The sequence below is a fragment of the Chitinophagales bacterium genome, from assembly GCA_040877935.1.
Taxonomy (GTDB): domain Bacteria; phylum Bacteroidota; class Bacteroidia; order Chitinophagales; family CAIOSU01; genus JBBDNB01.
The window spans coordinates 1-17,351 of record JBBDNB010000032.1; the positions used below are offsets into that span (position 1 = coordinate 1).

Sequence of the window (17,351 nt, forward strand, 5' to 3'; positions counted from 1 at the left end):
CCTGGAGCGATGGACAGACCGACTCCATAGCTACGGGACTTTGTGCCGGAACATATGATGTAACGGTAAGCGATGCCAATAGCTGTGATACGGTACTGAGCATTACCATTACCGAACCCCCTGTTTTGACAGCATCAATCAGTGATACAACAATGGTCAGTTGTAATGGTGCATGCGATGGCGAAGCCACGGTAACACCAACAGGCGGCACACCTCCATACACTTTTGCCTGGAGCGATGGACAAACGGACTCTATAGCCACGGGTCTTTGTGCCGGAGCCTATGATGTAACGGTAAGTGATGCCAATCTTTGTGATACCGTGATCAATGTAACGATTACAGAACCTGCTGTTTTATCGGCAAGTATCACGGACACCACAATGGTTTCTTGCAATGGGGAATGTGATGCTTCAGCCACAGTTACACCTGCCGGAGGAACAGGTCCTTATAGCTATATTTGGAGTGATGGGCAAACGGATTCCATAGCTACAGGACTATGCGTTGGTAATTTCAGCGTTACAGTTAGTGATGCCAATCTTTGCGATACGATAATCAATGTAACGATTACAGAACCTGCTGTATTGACAGCAAGTATAACGGATACTTTGCACCTTGTCTGCAACGGGGAATGTATTGGAGAGGCAACGGTGACACCTTCCGGAGGCACTGCACCATATACTTTTGCCTGGAGTGACGGACAAACGGATTCCATAGCCACAAGCCTATGTGCTGGAACATATGATGTGACAGTAAGCGATGCCAACGGCTGCGATACCATTATCAATGTTGACATCATAGAACCGCCTTTATTAACAGCAAGCATTTCTGATACAGTAATGATCAGTTGTGGCGGACTTTGTGATGGTTCAGCTACTGCCACTCCAACGGGCGGTACCCCTCCATACACTTTCGCCTGGAGTGATGGACAAACAGACTCCATAGCCACAGGACTTTGTGCCGGAAGCTATGATGTAACCATAAGTGATGCAAATGCCTGCGATACGGTTATCAGTGTTACAATCACCGAGCCTCCTGTATTGACCGCTTTAATCAGTGATACTACAATGGTAAGCTGCAATGGTGTATGCGATGGCTCTGCTACGGTAACACCAACAGGTGGGACTTCGCCTTATACCTTCGTCTGGAGCGATGGACAAACAGATTCAATAGCCACAGGACTTTGTGCTGGAGCATACGATGTAACGATTACAGATAACAATGGCTGTGATACAACCGTAAGTGTAAACATCACCGAACCAACAATTCTTACAGCCAGCATTTCTGATACCACCCATGTAAGCTGTAACGGAGAATGTGATGGATCAGCTACTGTAAGTGCTTCCGGGGGTACTGCACCCTATACCTATAACTGGAGCAATGGGGATACCGGCTCTGTTATTTCAGGATTGTGTGCAGGCGTTTACGATGTGGTAGTGAGCGATGCCAATGGCTGCGATACCATTATCAGCGTTGAAATCATTGAACCTGCACTTTTACAGTTGGGCATAATTGATTCCAGTAACCTGACTTGTTTTGAATCCTGTGATGGTGAAGCCGTAGCTGGAGTTACAGGGGGCACCTTGCCATACAGTTTTGAATGGTCAAATGGAGCAACGGATTCCATTGCAGATGGGCTTTGTGCAGGAACATATGCAGTTACGGTGACGGATGACAATGCTTGTGAAAGCATGGACTCCGTTTTAATCACCGAACCGGATGAATTGCTTTTGACCATACAAGTGGACAGCAATACCCATTGTAATGGTGGGGAAACCGGTGGATTGACCGTAAGCTCAAGCGGAGGTACAGCACCATTTTCCTATTTCTGGACAGATGGAAGCTTTGTGGTGATTAGCACTACTTTAAATGTAACAGACACAAGTAATTCAATTGCGGATTTGGGAACAGGCCAATATTTTGCGCTGATCGAAGACGCCAATGGATGTACGGATAGCGTTTCTGCAACTATAGTAGAGCGACCGGGTCCACAGGTAAATGCAATAGATGTAACATCAAGTACCTGTATGGACGACAATGGAGCGATATCCATTGATGTCAGTACGGATGATCCGCCATTGACTTTTGCATGGGCGCATGATAGCACTTTGAACGGCAATACTGCAACGCAGCTTTTTGCAGGAACATACCCGGTGACCATCAGTGATGCAAGTACCTGTGATACGGTATTGAACATTCAGGTGAATGACATCAATAGCCCCGACTTCCTGGGTGCACAGGTTAAGGATGTTTATTGTGGAAATGATGATGGCAGGATTGCCCTGAATTTTATTGGCGGCACCCAACCGTTTACCTATAATTGGAGCCATGACTCAGAATTAAATGAAGCGACTGCGGATTCATTGACGACTGGTCAGTATACAGTCTCTTTAGTGGATGCCAATGGATGTGATACCACACTTGAATTTACAATTAATGAGATTGATGCACCGGAAATAGATTTGGAACCCGAATCTCCGCAAACCATTTTTGAAGGTGATGAAGTACAATTGGAAGTCATTGTATTGAACGACCGGGAAGACCTGAATTTAGGTTGGTTCCCCGAAGGCACTTCGCTGGATTGCTATGATTGTTTCAATCCGGTGGCAAGTCCCGAGCGTTCTGAGAATTATTTTGTGATTGCCACTGATATTGAAACCGGTTGTATTGATACGGCTTCCATCGTGATCAATGTGAAAGACGATGTGAATATTTTCATTCCGAATGGTATTACGCCAAATGCGGATGGCGTAAACGATACCTGGGTAATTCGCGACCTGGAATTTTTCCCGGACAATGAGGTGATCATTCTCAATCGCTGGGGCGATGAGGTGTTCCAGGCGAAGCCCTACAACAACGACTGGGGTGGCACCTACAACGGCAAGGAATTGCCGGCAGCAACATACTATTACTTTATCCGGCTGAACAATATTGATGAAGTGGTCAGTGGAAACGTAACCATTATTAAATAGGCTCAATTATGAAGAAAGTCATTTTTGCACTATGTATATTTTTCTCGGCTGAGGCTTTAATGGCGCAGCAATTGCCCATTTTTAGTTTGTACCGGGACAACAGTTTTGTGCTGAACCCCGCCATAGCGGGATCAGAGGATCATGCAATTGGCTCCATAACCTATAGGGAGCAGTGGACACAAGTGGAAGGCAATCCCCGCACCATGAGTGCCAATTACCGCAGTCCCATCCCGCGTTACAGTATGGGTCTGGGGGGACAGATCATTTATGATAAAACAGGGCCAACCTCCTTTATGGGAATTAATATTTCTTACAATTACCAAATTAGTTTTGCAAAGATCAATCCTTTCAGGTGGCCGGAATTTATCAGGCGGAGTAGGCTTTCTTTTGGTATTTCGGGAGCGGTGTACCAGTACCGCCTGAATGCTTCGGACATACAAATGGAGCAGTCCAATGACCAGGCTTTGATGAACAGCAACCAGTCTGCTTTTATGCCCAATTTTGGGGTAGGACTTTATTATTACTTTGATGAGTTTTACCTGGGTTATTCGGTTCCGCAATTGGTGCCTTTTAATATCAGCTTTTCCGATCCGATGGGCGAAAGCATCATGCAAAGGGAATTGCACCACTATATCGTAATGGGCGGAAGCATTCCTTTGGTTGAATCAAAGGCACATCACAAGTTTTTCATTGAGCCTATGGTGTGGTTTAAATATGTAAATGGAGCGCCCTTTCAGATTGATGGACACCTGAGGTTCAATTACAAGAAAATTTTCTGGGTAGGTGCGGCCTATCGAAGCAGCAAGACCATGGTGGCGGAGATTGGCTTTATGATAAAAGAGCGCGTTCAAATTGGTTATGCCTTTGATCAGGCCATTAATGAGACACGGATCCAAATGGGAAATGCACATGAAATACTGATCAGCTATCACCTGAAACCCAAAAAACGCTGGGGAAGAAAAAATATTGGTTTTTGATACGCTAATAATACACAAAATATAATCCGCTGTTTTTTTCAGAAAAATTTAATGATTATTGAATGAGGGCGTATTTATTTCAAATAGCGCAAAGAGCAGGGTTATTAAATACTGTTTTTTATTTGCAAAAACACAGGCTCTATGTATTGTATTTTCATCGTGTTTCAATAGAATATAGCCCCGCTTACTCACCTCTAAATCCCGATGTTTTTTCAGGAATAATGGATTTTGTCAATGACAGATTTAAAATAATTGACTTTACTGAATTAGGGCACAATTTTAAAAGTAAAAAACCTTTGGCTATTATAACTTTTGACGATGGTTTTTCAGATTTTGCTGAATATGCTTTTCCGGTTTTGGAACATTTAAATGTCCCTGTTACTATGAATGTAATAACAGATTGTGCGGAAACAGGACTGCCTAATTGGACCCAAAAAATCAATTGTTTGGTTGAGGCTTTTGCAATCAATAATCTTCAACCTGAACTAATGGGCTTGGAATTGCCAAAACTTGAATCAGACAGAAATGAAGGACAAATAGCTTTGGATATATTCAGGCACTTATCCACTTTTAAATTAGCAGAAATCCAAGATCAAATTGATGTTTGGGAACGTCAACTAAAGGGTGATTATAAATATACCCCTATGCTTAAATGGGATGAAATAAAAAAATTAACCGACACAGGATTGGTTATTCCGGGCTCCCATACAAAAACCCATATAAATTTATCCCAAAACCATTCAGAAGAAATCTTAAAAAGGGAAATAATAGAAACTAAAAAAATAATAGAAAACAAGCTGAATTGTGAAGTTGATCGGTTTGCTTTTCCCAATGGTTTGTATAATAAAAGAAGTTTGCAAACAGTGATTGATGCCGGCTACGAATACATTCAATTGACCGGGGAAAAAGCAATTGAGAACCTCCCTGAAGACAAACCTTATATTGTAAATAGAATTGAGCCTTTTTATGCCAGTATATCTGAAAATTTATTTAAAATAGCCGGATTTCATTCAATGATTGCTAGGTAAATCAAATGCTGTCAGAATACAATTCATTGATTTGCCAGATTCTTGGATCAGAAAGGTCGGATTCGCTACTTTTAGATAAATTTTCAATATTTGAGTTTGGCATATAGAGGAGCGGGTGTGAAGTACTTTTCTTTTTGAAATTAAAACACTTTGGAATGGAATAAAACCCATCGAAAAAGCGATTATTGATGTTTTGTTTTTTTAAAGCATGCTCCCAACAGGAAATAATTTTAGGTTTCATCACTTTAACAAAAGCATTTAATATCTTATAAAAATCTTGTGAAGTATCCGCTACAAATTCAACCAAAGAGTACCTGTCATTGCCCCATGACTTGAAGATTAAAAACCCAATTGTTGCATCTTCATTACAAAGATATGAGAACACATATTTACTATCTGGTCTCTTAAACCGCCAATCCAAATATCCACTATCCCATTTGACCTGCAATGCCCCTCTGTTATTTTTAATCCGCTCCTCAAACAAGAATTCCATAATTTGCAGTTGCGGGACCTCGGTTATCAGTACATTATTAGTATATATTTCCTTATCCTTGTTGAAGTGAACTTTCTGTGTGAATAAAAATGAAAAAGGCCTAATGTTGTATGATTCATTAATTTCAAATAATACCCTGTATCCAATTTTTAAATAGCCGGGAATACTTTTTTCATTTGAGCTGATTGCAGTTGTAAATGGTACACTTTTGCATTTTTGTATTTGCCCTAATGAAAATTTTGTCATTTTTTCGAACCAACCTTTTCGTCTTTCTGATGGATGCACAACCGCATCGGCCAGGCTTGCAGTATAGAATATTTGATCGCAGTGTGTCAACTTCAAAATAAACCAGCCTCTGAAAGCAAGTACTTCATCATTTTTAACCAAAACAAAGCTGTGCGGAATATGTTGAATGGGCGTTTGTAGGTAGCGCCATTCAAGCAATTGAACAATCTCCTCTTGTTCCATTTTGCCCCAAAGAATTTTCATCAGCTTTGCAAGCTTGTGCAGGTGTTTTTTTTCAAAAGGAACAATATTATAGTCATGCTTATTCATCCGGAGTTTCAGATTCTATTTGTTTAGCTTTGAAAGTAATTCCCCCAATCTACTTACCTGATTCTCATAAGTGTATTCCATGATTTTACTTTCATTACCCTGATAGGTAATCTTGCCTGAAGTGAGCCATTCTTTATAGCAGAAATTTATGCAGTCAAAAACCGCTTCAGTATTATCTAAAATAAAACCTGTATTGGTTTCTGAAATTGTTGTTTCCAAAACATCCCTGTCAGAAGGGGATAAAATAATTGGTTTTTTTAAAGACAGATAATCAAAAAACTTTGCAGAATGTGTGCCTTTTCGTTCGGGAATACCACAAATTAAAAAACAATCAGCGTTTCTGACTTGCACCATCATGGTTTCTTTTTTTACCCAGGGCTTAATATTATAAAAACTTTTAAAACCCTTTAAGTTCTTAGCAATTCTTGCTTTTTGTCCGATATTCACACTAATTCCCCAAAAGTCGAGAATAATATTGGCTTTGGGGTTTTGCCTCAAAAATTTTTTGTAGCCGCTTAAAAAAACTTCAATTTTTTGTGTCGGATATAAGTTGCCAATATATGCGATGGTAAGTTTATTATTAGGGATATTATTAGTTGTGTCAATCAATTTTTCAAAACCATTGGTGATTACATAGCCTTCTTTATTGACCAGTTGCTTTATGCTTTTAACAAATCCTTCTGAACAGCTGGTGAAAAACGCACAAGAACTTGTCCATTTTTTTTCAAATTTCCTTTCAATATTTTCAAAAAACCTTCTTCTTAAATTTTGTTTGTTATTGGTATTGGTATTCCATGGATCCCGATAATCGGCAACCCATTCAATACGCGGAAATTCTTTTTTTAGCAAATAACAGAACTGAAACTGATGGAAAAGCCGCCCACTTGTCAATACAATTTTGATATCAGGATTCTTTATTAAATAATTTCGCGCAAAATCATATAAATTCACAAAAGGTATGCTGCGAAGAAAATAATTTTGGGCAATCAACTGAAAAAAAGAAAATATTTTACCGATAAATCTAGCTTTGTCACCGTATTTTTTGATCAATCTGTCCCGAAAGGTTCCGTAATAGGGAAGCCTGTAAACTGTATAGTTTTCATGTATTTTTTCTGTCGTTTCCTTTTCATTACTTATAGCTGTAAAATCTGTTTCATTATCGGCCCAATGCCGGGTTACCACTATCGGGTAGTATCCAAATTTGTGCAAATGCTCCGCCCAGGCTTTCATCCTGTAACTGCCTGCAAAATTTCCAGGGGGAAAAAAATAAGTGATCAAGAGTACTTTTTTCACGTATAAAAATTTGTTTATACTAGTGTAGAGTCAAACATACTTTGACGGTTTAACCCGAACGGTCAGACGGCTTCCCGCCTGTCCCATCTGCCCGACTGACGTTAGGCGGGGTTCGGGTAGGTTTGCAGAGGTATTATAGCCGACAGACCGTTATTTAGTGCTTGACATGACACCAGTATGGTTTTTAATTTAAAGCAATATAATGTTAAAAGGCAGAACCCTTTAGTCCTGAGCACTAAATAATTTCCGAACTCAGGTTTTAATATCCCAAATGCTTAAATCAGAGCTTCAAAAATAGTGATTTTCAATTTCCAAACACTGAAGTACACAAATAGACAGTAACCCTGATTCTGATAATTTGATTACCTTGCAATTCGGTTCAGAGCAAGCAGTATAGATAAAAATAAACGCTTTCAGTATATTTTTTAAAAACAAAACACTTTAATAAACCGAACGATCAATCATGAAAAATTTCGCTTTAATCGGGGCAGCCGGATACATTGCCCCCCGGCATATGAAAGCCATAAAAGAAACCAATAACAACTTAGTTGCCGCCCTTGATCCTTTTGACAGTGTGGGGATTATTGATTCCTATTTTCCACAGGCGGATTTCTTCACGGAGTTTGAGCGCTTCGACCGGCACATCGATAAGCTGAGAAGAAAAGGTTCTAAAATAGACTATGTGAGCATTTGTTCTCCCAATTACCTGCACGATTCACATATTCGTTTTGGCCTGCGAAATGATGCAGATGTAATTTGCGAAAAGCCCCTGGTGCTCAATCCCTGGAACATTGATGCCCTTGAAACTTTAGAGCAGGAAAGCGGGAAAAATATCTATAATATCCTGCAACTCAGGTTACATCCTGCCATTATTGATTTGAAGCAAAAGGTGGCAAAGCTCAGCAATGATAAAAAACTGGATTTTGACCTGACTTACATCACTTCCAGGGGCAATTGGTACTATACTTCCTGGAAAGGGAATTTGCAAAAATCCGGGGGAATTGCCACCAATATTGGAGTGCATTTCTTTGATATGCTGTCCTGGATTTTTGGAAACATACAGGAAAATACGGTACATGTGCACAGCCACGACCGCGCTGCCGGTTACCTGGAATTTGAGAAAGCCAGGGTGCGCTGGTTTTTAAGCATCAATGCCGATACTTTGCCTGATGAAGTGAAAAAAACCGACAAAAGAACCTATCGTTCTATGAAACTGGAGGATGAGGAGATCGAATTCAGCAGCGGATTCACCGACCTGCATACCCTGAGTTATGAGCATATTCTAAAAGGAAATGGTTACAGAATAGCTGAGGCCCGGAAATCCATCGAAATCGTACAACAAATCAGGAGCATGAAACCCGTTGGCCTGAAAGGCGATTATCACCCTTTTGCAAAATTGGCTCCTGCACAACATCCTTTTTCCGTGAGTTAAGTATTATTCAAATGTGCGGCATAAGTGGTTTTTTAAGTTTTGACAGGCATTTTTCCAAACCCGATTTGGAAAGCATGACCGACTGCCTTGTACACCGGGGACCGGATGCTTCGGGTTATTATTACGACAATACTATCGGGCTGGGACACAGAAGGCTGAGTATTATCGACTTGTCAGACAATGCCAATCAGCCCATGCACTCCCGCTGTGGCAGGTATGTGATGGTCTTCAATGGTGAAATTTACAATTACAGGGAACTGTCCAAAGCATTAGATACCGGTTTGAAAACCCATTCCGATACAGAGGTGTTGCTGGAATCCTTTGTAAAATGGGGCCCGGGTTTTGTTGAAAAACTGAATGGCATGTTTGCCTTTGCTATTTATGATAAAAGGGATGAATTGCTTTATGTTTATCGCGACCGCATGGGCATTAAGCCCTTGTATTTTTATCGCCATGACAATGATTTTTTATTTGCTTCCGAACTCAAATCTTTAAAACAAATAGCTTCCCTTGAAAAAGGCGGAATCAATAAACAGGCCATCAATGATTTCCTTTACATGGGCTATATTCCGGCTCCTTTGAGTATTTATCAAAATATTCAAAAATTCCCTTCGGGTGCCTATGCAGTAGTAGGTAAAAATCAATTTGAAATTAAAACTTACTGGAAACTGGAAGAACAGGTCAAAAGTGAGGTGATTTCAAATGTGGATGCGGCCAAAAAGCAATTGCGGGAACTCTTGTTCAGTGCAGTAGAATACCGGATGGTGAGTGATGTGCCATTGGGCACCTTTTTGAGTGGCGGTATTGATTCAAGTTTGGTAACCGCTATAGCACAAAAACTTTCGGACAAACCCGTAAATACTTTTTCCATTGGTTTTAAGGAAGGTAAATTCAATGAGGCCAATTATGCAGCTAAAGTGGCCAAACAACTGGGAACCAATCACCATGAAAAAATACTCTCCTATGCAGATGCCCTGGAGCGTCTGGACAAAGTATTTGAAGCCTATGATGAGCCTTTTTCCGACAGTTCTGCATTTCCCACCATGCTGGTATCGAAATTTGCCCGTGAGCATGTAAAAGTCATTTTATCGGGAGATGGGGGAGATGAAAGTTACCTCGGTTATGGAAGCTATGAATGGGGCAAACGGCTCAGCCACCCGCTCTCAAAAATTTTAAAAAAACCGGCACATGAGCTGTTAAAGCGTGGCAATAGCCGATTTAAAAGAGCAGCAGGCTTATTTGATTATCAAAGCGAAAAACGCCTTAAATCCCATATTTTTTCCCAGGAACAATATTTGTTTTCTGAAAAGGAAATCACCGCACTGTTGAGCCCTGATTATAAAAGTGGTTTTTCTATTAATGAGGAAATCATTACCCCTGGCAGGGCATTAAGTTTCCCCGAACAGCAATCCCTTTTTGATATGAAATACTATTTGCAGGATGATCTGCTGGTGAAAGTGGACCGGGCAAGCATGTTGCATTCCCTTGAAGTTCGGGTGCCTTTGATTGATCACAGGTTGATCGCCTTTGCGTTGAATTTGAGTGAAGACCTGCGGAAGCAAAAAGGAATTACTAAATATTTACTGAAGGAAGTGCTTTATGAGCTTGTGCCCAAAGCCTTGTTTGAACGCCCCAAATGGGGCTTTAGCATTCCCCTGGTGGAGTGGCTGCAAGGGGAATGGCGGTTTTTGATTGAAGAATACCTAAGTAAAGAAGCCATAGAAGATGCAGCGGTGTTCAATTATTCTACTGTGCATCAATATGTTCAACGGTTTTTTAAGGGAGAAACTTATCTTTACAATCGCTTGTGGTTGATGATTCTTATGCAGCGATTTCTCAAAAATGAATCTATATAATTTACTTTCTCAACAGACCTGAATATTATATCAATGCCTGATATTCCTTTTGCGCTTTTTTCATATACTGTTCCTGTTTTTACAAGCGCATTACTGCTAATGGCCTATTTATTGGGGTCAATTGTATATTATGTCAGTGGATTTAAAAATATAGAAGATGCCTTTTTAAATGTCTTTGCCAAAACCCTTTTGGGAATACTGGCCATCATTGTAGTATATGCGGTCGTTGTTACAAAAGGGATTAGCATTCAATGGGGATTTGTGCTGCTTGGTCTTTTGGCCATGTGGCTGAGGAATAAATACGTTTATGGAGCAATGGGTGAAAAGCAATTTGCTTTCAGCAAGAGGCATATACTACCACTGTTAACACTACAGTTCTTAGCCCTGGTATTGTTTGTGCTAAATGGCAGTTTGTATTACAATATCCCGTATAACAATATCCCCCATGGTGATTACAATTTTTACAGCATTGTATTGGAAGCCTATACTAAATATGGAGTAGAGACCAGGGATTCGATGATTGATGTGATCAACACAAATTTATACGGTCCAGGCTTGTACCACCACACAGAGCTTTGGTTGGCAAGTCTTTATTACAAGACACTTGATGTATTGAGTGTGGAGGCACAGGTTACTGGATTGTTTCCATTGCTCGGGTCAATATTGGCAATGGGGTTTATTGCCCTTTCCCGGGCCATTACCAATATCAAAGCCATTCACTTTCTCGCCCCTTTTTTTATCTTTTTTTCAGGTATTCCTCTATGGGAGTTTCTTCCCCAAACACCAACTTTCGTTTTTGGAGTGGGCGACAATACCAAAAACATGATGATAGCCCTGTTGATTCTTCCTGCATTTATAATGCTGATTAAAAACAACAGGCTTTTTTTTATTCCACTACTGGCATTGCCCATTGCAAACGTGGTCAATTTACCGGCAGTTTTTGGCGCTTTGTTTTTGATGGGAATGGCTGGATACCGGTTTTCTTTTTTCAAAACAAAGGAACATCAGCTGATGGTGTTTTTACCGGTTTTGCTTGCCGGTTTTATTGTGTTGTTCTATTTTCTGACTGCCCAATTTTCCCCAGAAAAACCAATCCGTGAATTCAGCCCGGATGAAATATTAAATGGGCTGAAAGATTACCCCTTGCGCCCATTGCTCATAATTGGAGGAACAGTAGTAATCATGCTGTCTATATATTTCCTGCATATAGTGTTGCTGCTTTGTGCAATGTTCTTCCACAAGCAACTGAAATTACCGCACAACTATCTATATCTTATAATAATGGTCATATTGATTAATGCCATAGGCCTTTTAACCTGGAGTTTTACCAATATTTTAAAGGATTCGGTGCAATTCTATGTCCTGCCTTCAATTATTAGTTTAAATATCCTGCTTTTTGCTCTGCTAGCCTGGTTTGTTGAAAAACTCAAACAATTGAATCAGCATACATACAAAGTTTTTATTGGATTGCTTGGTGTTTTGTTATTGGTCAATTATGCCACCATTGGCAAGAACAATGAATTTTTCAGTTTCTTCAAAATTGTGGGTCGCTCTGTAAATTATCTGAAAGAGATTGAGGAAGCATTGAACAAAAAAGAAGATGTAATAATTGCGCATATCCTCAACCCCGAAAAATTGAATTCTTACTGGGCTGCAATCCCCTATCATCAACCACCTGTGTATATTAAATCCATTAAGAGTGAAGTCAGACAGATTTCACTTACTACCGTAGAAATACCGGTTGATAGCTTTAAAACCCAGGCGCGTACTACAGTAGCCCGCGAAGTGGCCAATGCCCCTTTTACCCGTTTTGTCAATCAGCTAAAAGCAGGAGGCCAATTTATTTCAATTGGAGCTGCACAGGCGCGCTTTATCAAAGCCCATAATATCGACTATTTGATGATTGCCCCCAATACAGCAATTCCCGATGAGCTTAAACCAATAATAGAAGAGATTATTACTGATGAAAAAAGCGGTGAAAAATTCGCGGTTATTAAGAAATCGCAGGAATAGTTATGTGGCTTTATTAATGATACTTTGTTGATTTCTAAAATACTCAAACAAAAATATCATCAAACCAATAAGCGTAATTGGGATAAACTGGCTGCTGTGGATGATAATTGCGGCTGCAAGGCTATCGGTTTCAGATATACCAAATGAGCCCAGGGCAATCAATATTGCAGCTTGAAAAACTCCAATGTAGCCCGGTGAGGAAGGAATTAATATCCCAAAATTAACGATACACAAAGCAATCATGCCAATAGGAAAAACCAATTGATCAATTCCAATGGATTGAATGCCAATAATAAATACAAGCCCCTCAAGCAGCCAGATCATTAAACTCAAAACAATTACCTGAATGGTTCTGCGGTCAAATTTCAAGAACAATAGCGCTGAGTAAACTTCTTCCAGTTTACTGCCCAACAGTTTAAATATTTTATGTTCATTTTGTTGGATCCGGTGAATAAAAATATGTCCTTTAATTCTTAGTATCACCAGGGTTAAAACAACAGGCAATACAAACAATGACGCCAGTTTAATGGTATTTGCAATTGCCTCGTTCCTTGCTTCCAGTAAAAGATTGGCGCAAAACAAAAAGAAAAGCAAAACGCTTGCGTCCAGTATTTTTTCCAAAACAATCGATGCGAATGAAGTTGTACGTCCGATTTTGGTTTTTTTACTGAAATATTCCATTCTGAGCAATTCCCCACCTCTTGCAGGAATCAGGTTGTTGCCTGCAAAGCCCAGGACAATGCTTTTTATAAGCAATCCAAAATTGAGCTTTGAAATATTGAGCAGCATTAATTTCCACCGCAATGTGCGAAAATAAAAGGTAGAAAGATAAACCAGTACCATACTGAAATATAGCCACGGGGAAGTGGAGGTAATGATTTCCCAGGATTGCCTGAGGTCATAACTTTTTACAATGTACCAGACCAGGGCTATGGAAATAAGAATCCCGATGCTTCCGGAGAGAAATTTGACGATCTTACTCTTTGTCATTATAGATTTCGTCAATAATGTAGAAAGGACGTTTTTTTACTTCAAAGTAAATTCTTCCAATGTACTCCCCGATAACTCCCAGGATAATCAGCATTATACCCCCAAGGAAAAATACACCTACGGCAAGTGACGCCAGTCCAGGGGTGTCGGATGGTGAATAGCCCAATACATTGAAACCGACTATTCGGTGCACAATAAAGAAAACACCTGCCAAAAATGAGGGAATCGCAATCAGGAAGCCCAGGTAAGTCGCTATTCTCAATGGGAAAGTAGAAAAGTCGAGCAAACCGTCTAATGCGAGTTTCAGCAGTTTTCTGAAGGTGTACTTTACTTCACCGGCTGCTCTTTTGTCTCTTTCATATTCCACGCCTATTTGTTTAAATCCCGCATAGGCGCGCAATCCCCTCACAAAGCGCGTGTGCTCAGTCATTTCACGGTTCAGGACTTTTACTACTTTTTTGTCCATTACACAGAAATCACCGGAATCAAGTGGAATATCTATATCGCTGATAAATGACAACAATCGGTAAAACACTTTGTAGGCCAATTTTTTAAATAATCCTTCCTTGCGTTTTTTTCTTATGGCATAAACAACATGATAGCCCTCGCGCCATTTATCTAAAAACAAAGAGAGTTTTTCGGGGGGATCCTGTAAGTCACCATCCATAATAACCACAGCATCGCCTTTGGCATACTTTATACCGGCAGAAATGGCTGCCTGATGCCCGAAATTCCTGGACAATTTTATGGTTTTTACCCGCGCATCTTCCTCACTCAATTTTTTCAACAGCTCCGGGGTATTGTCATAAGAACCATCATCAACCAATATAAGCTCGTAGGTGTCGCCCCATGAACTACTTGCATTGCTCAGTCTTGTGTAAAGCTGATCAATGTTTTCTTCTTCATTGTACAATGGAATGACTATGGATATCATTTTTTAAACCCGATTTTACCTGCTAATGAATTGGTTTTATCTGTAATTTTATTTTTAATTCCCATTGCATTACATGCTTCAGAAGCAATTTTAATTGAATTATTGGTGCTTCGTTCATCCGGATATACATGACTCATATTCACTATAAACATGTTTTCTACAGCCGTTTTACAATTGGGAATCTTCCCTGAAAAATTCAGATCACAAACAGTTGCGGCAGTATTTGTTCTGAAGATAAAAATATTTTTAAGCCAGGATTCCTTAAAGCCAGGATAAATTTTTGGCAAATGACTGATCATCATGGATTTGACTTCATCTTCATTCATTTTGGCAATATTCTCTTCCATGGCAAAATATCGCGAGAGGTAGGCAATATGACTTCCATTGTAGTTTTCGGGAGGAATAAAATTAGTATGCTCAATAATTCCCCCGAATGGAAAACCCTCATCGGCTACGTTTAGCCAATAGGTGTCACTCAACTTATGTTTCAATTCAAGAATGATACAGATAGCACCGAAATATTTTATGTTGGCAAGTTGAGTGGATAAATCAGGAAGATTTGGTTTAATAATTTCACTCAAATAATTTCCAGGAATGGTAAATAAATATTTTGAACTTTTGTATTCCTGTTTTGTAGTCTCGATACCTGAAATTCTATTTTCTGCTGTATTCACTTTTTGAAGTGGTTCTCCGGATATCAATTCTACTCCTAAGTTTTTTAATTCCGCTAGTAATTTGTCTAATAGCACTTGTAAGCTGCCTTCCAAATAACCCAATCTCTCATCTCCGCTTTTTCGTGAATTCATTCTTTGCCTGAGCCTTCCGATCATCCAGGAAAGGGGGACTTTAGAGGCATAAGGCCCAAATTTTATGTTTAACATTGGGAGCCAAAGGGATGAAGTGGTGCTTTTACCGGACCATTTTTTAAACCATTCCAAACAAGAAATATGCTCGTATTTTCTCCAATCGGCAAATTTACCGAGGAAAAGGCTTGTAAATCCAAATTTAATTTTATCTATTAATGTGATTGGACTGAATTTCAACAAGTCAAATGGTGTATTGAAGTCATAAATTTCGCCTCCTCTGTACACACCCATTGAAGTTTTTTTGAAGAAAAGCTTATCGCTCAATCCAAGTTCTTTAATTAACCAATTGAGCTCTTTGTCATGTGTGAAAAAATGATGGTAGTAGTGTTCAAGCCTGTTGTTTCCTATTTCAAAAGTGTTTAATAGCCCGCCAAAACTTTTGCCAGCTTCAATTACTGTTACTTTTTTACCTGCTTTTGCTGCAATATAGGCAGCGCTAAGTCCAGTTATGCCTCCGCCAACAACTATTAAATCATTTGATTTTGTTTGATTTGAATCCATTCTTTTTAGTTAAGGGCGTGTTGTGTGTGTAAGTTATTCAAGTTCTGCTTTTGAGGAATAGGTTTTTCCTGTTGATTTGTCTTTTCTCTCATAAAATAGCTGCTGAAATAAAGAAACAATAAATAAAAGGGCAATGCCGGAATTTTATACCTGGACAATGCGCCAAAATTAAAACTGGTATAGCCTACGGCAAAACCAAAGATCAGTGCAAAGGAAAGAAAAAACAAAACAATGGGATTGTTGAAAATCCCGGAAAAAAAGATTCTAAAGCCGTTTTTCCAAACGATTTTTAAGGTGAGCAGCAAGAAAAACAAGCCTTCAAGTGAAGTAAACAGCATAGTGGGGCTGCTCACTTCCCAAAGAAAAGGCCTGAAGAAGGTAATAACTATGACTTTGGGAAAGCTTTTTAACATCCCCGTAATAGAAAAATCACCAATTGCTCCCACAGAATAGGAGGATCCTCCCCCCGACCCTTTCCCTTCCATTTCATAAATTTTCACCTGATTGTGCCATTGCTGCATATCGTATGCTTTGTCTTCAATGTTTTCCAGAGACCATCCACCCGCATATGAGCTTACTTGTTGGAGTAAGAAATACCCTGTTCCAATACCAACAATTAAAAAAAAAGGCAATAGCATACCTCTTAGTAAAACTGATTTTATTTTGTAATTATAAGACAAGAACAAATACAAACCAAAACAAGGTGCAAAACTTAACAATATATAGGCTTTGATATTTAATATCAGATAAGCCCCAAAAAGCAAAATAAAAAATGACTTTTGTGTTTTGTAGCGTTCAACAATATTAAAAGAAGCCCCTGCTACTAAAAATAAAGCTGACATTGTAAGACTGTCTTTGAACAGGCCTGAACCCCAAAAAAATACAGAGGGAATAAAAAAAATGGCAATGGCAATCTCTTTATATAATTCAGGAAATCTTCGATACAGTACCTTGTAGAAGTAAAGAGAACTCAGAAAGGAAAAAAATGCAAAAAACAGAGCAATACAAGTGTAAGTTGAAAAAGTAAAAAATGAGAGTATTGCAGATATTTTAAACATGAAGTAGGAGGCAGGGTCTTCAAGGGCACGCAATGAATGGAGTATATTCATTACTTCCATTGAAGCATTGCCATCATTGGAAGGAAACATTAAATGAAAAAAATGAGACGGATTGTCCATAAGGGCTTCTGCAAGATATACACCCCTCTTGTAAAAACCCCTGGTATCCCCATATCCATAATAAAACCAATAAACCATTCCAGCGCCAATAGCTCCAACAAATTTCACGTAAAGAGCTGGCATAAAATAGGGCGCAAAAGGATGATCTGAAAAATGTTTACCTTTAATTCTCGATGCAATTGCATAAAAAATCAGCAAGTAAATCGGTGTGAGAAAAAGGTCTTTTAATTCCATTGTAAATAAGCCTTATTTACTTTTGCGTGTGT

General features: G+C 39.4%; 12 protein-coding genes. 6 read left to right on the forward strand and 6 right to left on the reverse strand.

From position 1 onward, the window contains the following. The 3 genes from WD048_07940 to WD048_07950 all read left to right on the forward strand — a co-directional run. Nucleotides 1–2,969, forward strand: a 2,969-nt coding sequence (locus WD048_07940) for a gliding motility-associated C-terminal domain-containing protein (protein MEX0812134.1), incomplete at its 5' end; no start/stop codon positions are given. An 8-nt stretch (nt 2,970–2,977) separates the two neighbouring features. After that, nucleotides 2,978–3,946 (forward strand): type IX secretion system membrane protein PorP/SprF, encoded by a 969-nt coding sequence (locus WD048_07945; GenBank protein ID MEX0812135.1) that lies wholly within the window; start codon nt 2,978–2,980, stop codon nt 3,944–3,946. 62 nt (nt 3,947–4,008) lie between these two features. Then, nucleotides 4,009–4,974: a polysaccharide deacetylase family protein gene (locus tag WD048_07950; protein MEX0812136.1), complete on the forward strand. Its 966-nt coding sequence runs from the start codon at nt 4,009–4,011 to the stop codon at nt 4,972–4,974. A gap of 1 nt (nt 4,975) precedes the next feature. Here the strand turns inward: WD048_07950 and WD048_07955 are convergent, their stop codons facing one another. Both WD048_07955 and WD048_07960 read right to left on the reverse strand, forming a co-directional pair. After that, entirely contained in the window at nt 4,976–6,022 is a 1,047-nt protein-coding gene (locus tag WD048_07955) for a hypothetical protein (protein MEX0812137.1), read from the reverse strand. 15 nt (nt 6,023–6,037) lie between these two features. After that, nucleotides 6,038–7,315: a hypothetical protein gene (locus WD048_07960; GenBank protein ID MEX0812138.1), complete on the reverse strand. Its 1,278-nt coding sequence runs from the start codon at nt 7,313–7,315 to the stop codon at nt 6,038–6,040. A gap of 463 nt (nt 7,316–7,778) precedes the next feature. Between WD048_07960 and WD048_07965 the strand changes: the two genes are divergently transcribed. Genes WD048_07965 through WD048_07975 form a run of 3 tightly spaced genes read left to right on the forward strand, consistent with a single transcriptional unit; the run spans nt 7,779 to nt 12,616 of the window. After that, nucleotides 7,779–8,747 carry a Gfo/Idh/MocA family oxidoreductase gene (locus tag WD048_07965; protein ID MEX0812139.1) on the forward strand — a complete coding sequence of 323 codons (969 nt, stop codon included), beginning with the start codon at nt 7,779–7,781 and terminating at the stop codon, nt 8,745–8,747. An 11-nt stretch (nt 8,748–8,758) separates the two neighbouring features. Then, nucleotides 8,759–10,603, forward strand: a complete 1,845-nt coding sequence (gene asnB, locus WD048_07970; GenBank protein ID MEX0812140.1) for an asparagine synthase (glutamine-hydrolyzing) — start codon at nt 8,759–8,761, stop codon at nt 10,601–10,603. Between the two features lie 33 nt (nt 10,604–10,636). Then, entirely contained in the window at nt 10,637–12,616 is a 1,980-nt protein-coding gene (locus tag WD048_07975) for a hypothetical protein (GenBank protein ID MEX0812141.1), read from the forward strand. Here the strand turns inward: WD048_07975 and WD048_07980 are convergent, their stop codons facing one another. The 4 genes from WD048_07980 to WD048_07995 are packed head-to-tail and all read right to left on the reverse strand — an operon-like array spanning nt 12,617 to nt 17,319. After that, on the reverse strand, nt 12,617–13,606 hold the full coding sequence (locus WD048_07980) for a lysylphosphatidylglycerol synthase transmembrane domain-containing protein (GenBank protein MEX0812142.1): 990 nt from the start codon (nt 13,604–13,606) through the stop codon (nt 12,617–12,619). Further along, entirely contained in the window at nt 13,593–14,540 is a 948-nt protein-coding gene (locus tag WD048_07985) for a glycosyltransferase family 2 protein (protein ID MEX0812143.1), read from the reverse strand. Before WD048_07985 ends, WD048_07980 begins: the two co-directional genes overlap by 14 nt. After that, nucleotides 14,537–15,907, reverse strand: a complete 1,371-nt coding sequence (locus WD048_07990; GenBank protein MEX0812144.1) for an NAD(P)/FAD-dependent oxidoreductase — start codon at nt 15,905–15,907, stop codon at nt 14,537–14,539. Before WD048_07990 ends, WD048_07985 begins: the two co-directional genes overlap by 4 nt. 5 nt (nt 15,908–15,912) lie before the next feature. Beyond that, nucleotides 15,913–17,319, reverse strand: a complete 1,407-nt coding sequence (locus tag WD048_07995) for a hypothetical protein (protein MEX0812145.1) — start codon at nt 17,317–17,319, stop codon at nt 15,913–15,915. Nucleotides 17,320–17,351 lie beyond the last annotated feature (32 nt).